The sequence below is a fragment of the Bacillus sp. AC266 genome (assembly GCF_979253805.1).
Window position 1 is genome coordinate 265,288 of record NZ_CEEDEC010000005.1, and the last position, 8,076, is coordinate 273,363.

Genomic DNA, 8,076 nt, shown 5'->3' on the forward strand with positions numbered 1-8,076 from the left:
CTCTTCTTCTCTATCAATGCGATACATATTACTAAAAACATTATAAGAATATCCCACAACTCTACATTATAATGTATGTAAGATTGTGAGATATTCTAATTACCATCTAAACACTTAAGATTTTCAATTGCTCTTTCTGTTCATCGTTCGCCATTACTACGATTGTTTTTTCAATACTCGGATGTACTTGCTCAAGCTTTACACTTGCTCCTACTTTATTTGATTGCTCAACAAAATTTAATAATGCCATAGCTCCTGATACATCCATATAACGCACATCTTTCATACGTAAAACAACCGGTGACTTCACATCTTGTAAAGTAGAGAAAATACGATCTACTGATAGGAAAGAGAGCGGCCCTTGAATCGTGTACGTTTCTTCTCTTTCTTTTACGATAGAAGTTTTACGTTCTTTACACTTCACCATATATATGATGAACGAAAGAATAATACCGAATGCAACAGCAATCATTAAATCGAACTTCACCGTTACAATCATCGTTACGAGCATAACAACGACATCACCTTTAGGAGCGACATGCATCTTTTTCATGCTTTCCCAATCGAACATTCCAATACCAGTTAAAATTAAAATACCTGATAATACAGCAAGCGGAATGTATTGTACGACCGAACCAAGACCCATAATAAAAATAAATAATATAACACTATGCATACATGCCGAAAGTGCTGTTTTACCACCACTTCTTATATTCACGATAGACCTTACAGTCGCACCTGCACCTGCTAATCCACCAAACAATCCGCTCATCATATTACCGATACCTTGTCCAATGAGCTCTTTATTACTTTTATGACGTGTACCTGTCACATTATCCATTACGACCGATGTTAACAAAGAGTCAATCGATCCTAATAAAGCAATACTAAGCGCTGGTAAAATAAGTGTTGCTATTCCTGTTCCACTTAAAGATGGAATATGAAGCGTAGGCATCGCTTCTGGAATGGTTCCAATCTTTTCAATTACTTTGTTTAATGAAAGATTTCCGATAATCGGTAACTTTACTGTAAGTCCTTCGAGTAGAGAAGAAAATAAAGGAAGCAAAGCTGTCACACCGACTAGTGCTACTAAACTAGACGGAATCGCCTTAATCCATTTGCCAGAAACAATCATTACAATAATCGTTAACACAACAAGTAGAAAACTATTTTGTACGTGCTTTATTTCACCTAAAATAATGATTAATGCAATACCATTCATAAATCCTGAAACGACAGGATACGGAATATATCGAACGTAAGAACCGAGCTTACATACACCGAATAAAATTTGAAATAACCCTGCCATCATAAAGGCAATAAAACTTGCCTCTAAGCCGTGCGTCGCAATAACTCCTGTTGCGATAACAGTAATTGGTCCAGTTGGCCCCGTTACTTGCCCAGGTGTCCCGCCAAATAACGCTGCGAATAAACCTGCAAAAATCGCACCATACAATCCAACAAGTGCTCCCTCAGACGTCCCTGTCGCGGCAATACCAAATGCAATTGCTAGCGGCAACGCAACAATCGCAACAGTAAATCCTGCTAAACATTCCTTTGCTATTTTTTGAAACATATAAATAACCACCTTCATATAAAGTGAAACTTTAATCAGTGGGGAGTTTTTTCATCCCCACTGATCATTAGCCGGCACCAATCGGGCGTTTACGGGCAGTTGATCTCCCACCTAACTTCCTCGCATTCGCCGAAATTTGAGGTGGAGGTCTTACTGCCCGTTAATGCGGGATAAAGTCCACGTTCCATTGTACACCTAAAAATACTCATCCGTTAGCCTGTTTATAAGAAACTCTTTACAGTATCGTGAAGTAAACGCATCCAAATAAAAGTTTCCCCCTTACCTTTGGAAACAATTACAACTATGCTATAATGAACAAATTAAATCTTTTACTATATACTTGGAGGCACTATGCTAACTTTTGAAGAAAAATTATCGATTATTGAATCTTTCCCAGAACTAGAAAGAAAGAACGTATCATTAAAACGTGTAAACTTCCACTTTGAAGAAAGTCGTTTAGATAAAAAGAACGTTGTATATCATTTACACCCAAATGGAAACGGATTTGTATATGCAAACTTCATTAAAGGTTATAAAACAGATGATAAAGGCATGATTAACATCCGTGAGTTTTCAGAAGAAGAACTGCGTTCATTAATTGAAAAAGTAATTGAACGTCTATCACAGGAGCAAGAGGAAATTGTAGCACCAATGGAACCTGCTGCGGAAGAAGAATGGCGTAACGAAGACGGTCATGTCCTAACTCTTATTCAAGAGGATGACATGTGGAACGTTTACGCTGGCGTAAACTTAGACGGTACATTCAACTCTTATCCAGAAGCTGCGGAATACCTTGATGAAGAAGGATTTTCACGTAAATAAAAATAGAAAGTGGGTGTCCCCACTTTCTATTTTTTTGCCCCTTTTAACGACTCCCTCAGCACAAACTTCTGCAACTTCCCGCTCGCATTACGTGGAAGTTCATCTACAAATAAGTAATGACGTGGACGTTTATAGTCTGCTAATTCATCACTTTCTTTGCAATACATTTCTAAATCAGCTTCTGAAATATTTTTATCTTTCTTTACAACGACCGCAACGACACGCTCTCCCCATAGTTCGTCTGGCTCACCAAGTACTGCAACATCTAATACACCAGGGTGACTATGAAGGAAATCTTCAATTTCACGAGGATAAATATTTACCCCACCGCTAATTACCATATCATCAACGCGGTCTGCAACGAATAAATAGCCGTCTTTATCGAAGTATCCTAAATCACCAGAATGATACCAGCCTTTATACATCGATTTTGCATTTGCTTCTTCTCGGTTATGATAACCAGCCATCATAGTTGGACCGCGCAAAATAATTTCCCCTACTTCATAAGGAGGCAACGTATCATCTGGCTCTGCTGGTCCATCTTCGTTCGGTTTCACAATTCGAATTTCATGGCTAAAGCACGGTGTTCCTGCTGAACCAGCTTTCGTAATTTGATCCTCTTCTACGAGAAACGCAACAACTGGTCCCATTTCTGTCATTCCGTAAATTTGAACAAGATCAATATAAAGGCGCTCTTTACATTCCTTCACTAGCGCCGGTGCCATTGCAGCTCCGCCGTATACACCGATTTTCATTGAAGTTAAATCATACTTAGTTAGATCTTTTTGCAGTAACATATTCCACATCGTCGGTGCTGCAAAAAACGTCGTAATCTTCTCTTCTTGAATGGTATGTAATACTCTATCCGTATCAAAATGATGTAAAATAACATTCTTTCCGCCAACTTGAATGCGCGGTATGATTCCAGCATTTAACTCGCCGCAATGATATAAAGGTGCTACCACAAGACCGGCGCTATCCCTGTTATATTTTATGAAATACGTACAAATCATACTATGCTCAGCCATATCACGATGGCGATGTAGTACGCCTTTCGGATGACCAGTCGTTCCGCTCGTATAAAGCATAGAACAAAAATCCATTTCATCGACTACAATATCTACTTTCTCAGCTGATGCTTCATTTACTTTTTCATGGTAAGAACTAGCATAGGAAGGTGCATCGTCTTCCACGTACCAAAAAGACGAATTTGGAAAATCTCGTTCAATCATAGCAACTGTTGATTCGACTGCTTTTTCAAAGACAACTACTTTCGAGGCTGCATCTTGGAGGATATACGATAATTCTTTTGCTTTTAAGCGGAAATTAATTGGATTGAAGATCGCGCCAATTTTCGCACAGGCTAAGTAAACGTTTACAAATTCACGACAGTTATATAGGTAAACAGATACACAATCTCCCTTTCTTACTCCTTCTTTCAATAGAGCTTGCGCCGTTTTATTTATTTGCTCATCCCACTGTTTATATGTCCAACGAATATTTTTTTCTGGTTCTACTAACGCCTCTTTATTCGGATACTTGCCAACTGCCAAATCAAAAATTCTCCCTATCGTCATGTACATGCCAACAATTTCCCCCTTTTCTCTTTCATAAATCTATCATTTCGTCTATAAGTAGACATTTTCCTCTAATAATCTGACTAATTTTTCTGATTATTATCGACATAGTTTTACATATGGACCGTTTGATGGTAAATGAAATTATATCGGCGATTTTTTGAATATATCGAACGCAATTCAATTTATATCAGCTATTTTTCGAATATATCGACTTACCGACAAAAACTGACAATATAAAAAGAGGCTGTTCCAAATCGGAACAACCCCCTTCTTCTTACACGAATAGCTCTTCTAAAATTTTCAGTTTATCTTCTGTATATTTCACGAAGCCATCGTTATATGATTTTGGATCTTTCGGATTCGCAAAGTGTGTAATTGCTCCTGTTTGTGGGTGAACAAATTTACTTGATGCCCCGCAACCAAGTCCGATAATCGATTGTACTTCTTCCATAATAACAATATTGTAGATACTTTCTTGCGTCGGTATTGCATACCCAACGTTTTCTAAGTTACCTAAAATATTTTTTTGACGATATAAATAGTATGGCACGTAATTATGGTTCTTCGTCCACTCTTCCGCCTCATGCATCATCGCAGTAATTTCTTCGCGACCTGCTACTTTATATTTACGTTTGTTTTGCGTCATTTCAGAAGCACGTTTAAATGATAACGTATGAACTGTTAACGATTCTGGCATTAACTTTTCTGTTTCATCTAACGTATGCTTAAAGATGTCTAATCCTTCACCAGGAAGACCAATAATTAAATCCATATTAATATTGTTCATTCCCATTTCACGTGCTAAATGATACTTCTCAATCGTTTCTTCTACAGTGTGATGACGTCCAATTGCTTTTAGTGTTTCTTGATGGTATGACTGCGGATTAATACTAATACGGTCAATGTTCCATTTATTTAACACTTCTAGCTTTGCTGGTGTGATTGTATCTGGGCGACCTGCCTCAACTGTTACTTCACGTACATCTTTCACATCAGGGAAAGCTTGGTACATTTCTTCATACAACATATCCATCTCTTCTGCTGTAATACTCGTCGGTGTACCGCCGCCGTAATAAATCGTCGTAACTGTAACACCTTTTTCTTTTAAAAACTTACCAATTTCACGAACTTCATAATGTAACCCGCCTAAGAACGAATCAACTGATCCTTGGCGTCCGTTAATTGCATAAGCCGGGAACGTACAGTACGCACATTTTGTAGGACAAAACGGAATACCGATGTAAATACTTACTTCTTCTTTCAAGCGGTATAAATCTGGAACAACCGCTAATTGGCAATCAACAATACGCTGAAGAAGTTCAATTTTCTCTTCATGAATTAAATAACTTTCACGAAGTTCTTTATGCGCTTCTTCTTTTGACATACCATTTTGAAGCAGTTTGTGAAGAAGTTTCGTTGGGCGTACCCCAGTTAATATTCCCCAGCTCTGTTCAAGTCCAGTTAGCTGTTGAAGTACAGAAAGATATACGTAAGAAACAACATGTTTCACTTGCTTCATACGTTCTTTTTCTTCTGTGAAAGCAGATAAATCTTTTGCGAATGTTTCTTCATATACATTTCCGGTTGCAACATCTGTTAAACGAGCCGATGCTGTCACATTACCTTCTATCTGTATATCAACGATAAGATTTGCTTCTTCTTTCTCAAACCCTATCGTGCTCTCTTCAAAAAATAAACCGCCAATATTTTGTAGCGGACGTAAAAAACGATCATCTTGTAACGTTTTAATTGAAATTAACAACATTATCACCTTTTCATTTGCAAACTCTCTTTAGTTTACTTGAAGGGCGTTTGAAGGTCAATACAGAAGGTTTTACCTGTTTCTCTTACATTTTTTCAAATAATTCTTTTTATGAATATCGCTCATGTATATAGACATCATGATTTTCTCTTGTTAAAATTTATTAGTACGAAAATCCATACATATTGAAAATACAATATATAAAGGAGGAATGTTAACACTAGATTCCATAATCTAATGTGTTAAAAAAAATATGAAAAAGAAATTTTATAGTGTTTTAACTCTCTCTCTTGCATTACAAACTGTTCTTGCACCTACTTATTCATTTGCAGAGAGTGCTGAAAAATCCGCCGAAGTATATACGGAGGATCAAGTTTTTAAAAGTATCAAAGAGCATGTGAAAGAGCATAGTACTCATGAAGAAGATATCGAGGTTACTGGCCAATTCCTACTATACACATCAAAAAAACATTCATTATATACCGCGAATGATTTAAAAAACAAATCGAATATCGAGATTACAGAACAAGTCGTAACGGCGACAAAGAAAAAAGGGAATGCATACTACATAACAACTCCAGCTGGCGCTGGGTGGATAAATAACAATGATAATAGCTTAGAAGTTCAAGAGATTCATAAACTATCTAATCAAAAATTAATTGTGAAAGAAGAAGCTTCCATACATTCATTACCATTCCAAACGTTTAAAGAAGAGGGTAAACTACAGCCTCAAGTAATTATTCCTACTGAACAAGCAGGAAATTGGTTTAAAGTCCAAATAAATGAAACATCAAAATGGATTTATGCACCTTCTGCTACATTTGAAGGTACAAAAGCTTCATTATTAAAAAACGGTCGTTCTGCTAAAAGTAGTTTATTGAGAGCTCCAGCTACTCTACAAACAAACAATATTTATGGCGTTACATTTAAAGAAATGATTGTCCCAAAAGGAAATGACGATATTCGCCCTGGCTACGCGATGGTCCCTAAATATATTACGATTCACGAAACGGCTAATCCAGCGAAAGGTGCCAATGCTCTAAATCACGCAAAATTCTTAGATAGTCAAGCACGCGGAACAGCTGATCGCGCCGCATCTTGGCATTTCACAGTAGATGATAAAGAAATTTATCAACATCTTCCAGTAAATGAAGTTGGATGGCATGCTGGAAATAAAACTGGAAACTATGAATCTATCGGAATTGAAATTGCCGTTAATCAAGATGGAAACTATGAAAAAGCGGTAGAGAATGCCCGTAAATTAGCAGCTTATTTAATGAACGAATTAAATATTTCTCTAGATAAGGTCCAAAAACACCAATTTTGGTCAGGAAAAAATTGCCCTGCGTATATGATTCAACGCGGACAATGGGATGCTTTCTTAAAAGGAACTGAAACATACTATAAGGAAAACCGAAAAGATCCAGTAACTGATGACATTACAGGTGGATGGTATGAACAAGACATTCGTCAATTAGCAGCTAGAGGCATTATGCAAGGAGAAGGGAACGGCAAGTACTTCCCAGAACGTCTTGTAACGCGTGCTGAATTTGCTACATTAATTACTCGTGCTTTACAATTACCAAGTGGAAATGCTAATTTCACAGACTTAGAACAAGTACATCCATCTTTAAGAGACGGTATTAATCGTGCAGCAAGCGCAGGCATAATCCGCGGACGTGGTGATAATACCTTTGATCCAAATACTACAATTACACGCGAAGAAGCTGTTATTATGATTGATCGTTCTCTAAAACACGCTGGTATTTTCGCAAAACCAGTTGAACTACCATTCGTAGACCAAAACTTAATTTACGCTAAAGAAGAAGTACAAAGAGTGTATGGATATGGAATTGTAAAAGGTAACGAATTTAATCAATTCGTACCAAAAGGACCATCACAACGTGCTCACGCAGCTGCATTTATAAACAGAATGCTTAACGTGATTGAAGCTTAAAAACATTTATAACTAAATATAGATGTTTTTACTTTAATCCTTCTGTATTAACCTAAAAGGCAAAAGAGATAATATTATCTCTTTTGCCTTTTATACATCTATTAACTATTTTTAATCATAAATCTTAAACGTATTCCTAATAACACCAGAATTACACCTATAAATGGAAGGTAATCCGTATTATGCCCTGTAGCTGGAAGTTTTTGATTATTAGAACCGCCTTGTTCTTTTTCTGGTAAGTTAGGCTTTTCTACTTCTTCGCCTGGGCTTTCTGTTCCTTCACCTGGCTTTTCTATTCCTTCACCTGGTGTTCCTGTTTCCCCACCTGGTTTTTCTGTTCCTTCACCTGGTTTTTCTGTTCCTTCACCTGGCTTTTCTG

At 37.1% G+C, this 8,076-nt stretch carries 6 protein-coding genes; 2 read left to right on the plus strand and 4 right to left on the minus strand.

The window, feature by feature from the left end; translation table 11 throughout:
- Nucleotides 1–106 precede the first annotated feature (106 nt).
- Nucleotides 107–1,576: a SulP family inorganic anion transporter gene (locus AC0IXC_RS21355; RefSeq protein ID WP_012260397.1), complete on the minus strand. Its 1,470-nt coding sequence runs from the start codon at nt 1,574–1,576 to the stop codon at nt 107–109.
- A 351-nt stretch (nt 1,577–1,927) separates the two neighbouring features.
- Between AC0IXC_RS21355 and AC0IXC_RS21360 the strand changes: the two genes are divergently transcribed.
- Entirely contained in the window at nt 1,928–2,398 is a 471-nt protein-coding gene (locus tag AC0IXC_RS21360) for a hypothetical protein (RefSeq protein ID WP_201051320.1), read from the plus strand.
- Between the two features lie 26 nt (nt 2,399–2,424).
- Here the strand turns inward: AC0IXC_RS21360 and AC0IXC_RS21365 are convergent, their stop codons facing one another.
- On the minus strand, nt 2,425–3,981 hold the full coding sequence (locus AC0IXC_RS21365) for a fatty acid--CoA ligase (protein ID WP_471653254.1): 1,557 nt from the start codon (nt 3,979–3,981) through the stop codon (nt 2,425–2,427).
- Nucleotides 3,982–4,252: 271 nt separating this feature from the next.
- On the minus strand, nt 4,253–5,743 hold the full coding sequence (locus AC0IXC_RS21370; protein ID WP_002010930.1) for a coproporphyrinogen III oxidase: 1,491 nt from the start codon (nt 5,741–5,743) through the stop codon (nt 4,253–4,255).
- Between the two features lie 250 nt (nt 5,744–5,993).
- Here AC0IXC_RS21370 and AC0IXC_RS21375 point away from each other — a divergent pair, with 250 nt between their 5' ends.
- Nucleotides 5,994–7,697: an S-layer homology domain-containing protein gene (locus AC0IXC_RS21375; protein ID WP_012260394.1), complete on the plus strand. Its 1,704-nt coding sequence runs from the start codon at nt 5,994–5,996 to the stop codon at nt 7,695–7,697.
- Between the two features lie 101 nt (nt 7,698–7,798).
- Here AC0IXC_RS21375 and AC0IXC_RS21380 read toward each other — a convergent pair.
- On the minus strand, nt 7,799–8,076 hold a 278-nt coding region (locus tag AC0IXC_RS21380), incomplete at its 5' end, for an LPXTG cell wall anchor domain-containing protein (protein ID WP_471653255.1).

Excerpts from the sequence above, each read along its gene's own strand:
- AC0IXC_RS21355 (WP_012260397.1), bottom strand. The coding sequence starts at position 1,576 with ATGTTTCAAAAAATAGCAAAGGAATGTTTAGCAGGATTTACTGTTGCG.
- AC0IXC_RS21360 (WP_201051320.1), top strand. The coding sequence starts at position 1,928 with ATGCTAACTTTTGAAGAAAAATTATCGATTATTGAATCTTTCCCAGAA.
- AC0IXC_RS21365 (WP_471653254.1), bottom strand. The coding sequence starts at position 3,981 with ATGTACATGACGATAGGGAGAATTTTTGATTTGGCAGTTGGCAAGTAT.
- AC0IXC_RS21370 (WP_002010930.1), bottom strand. The coding sequence starts at position 5,743 with ATGTTGTTAATTTCAATTAAAACGTTACAAGATGATCGTTTTTTACGT.
- AC0IXC_RS21375 (WP_012260394.1), top strand. The coding sequence starts at position 5,994 with ATGAAAAAGAAATTTTATAGTGTTTTAACTCTCTCTCTTGCATTACAA.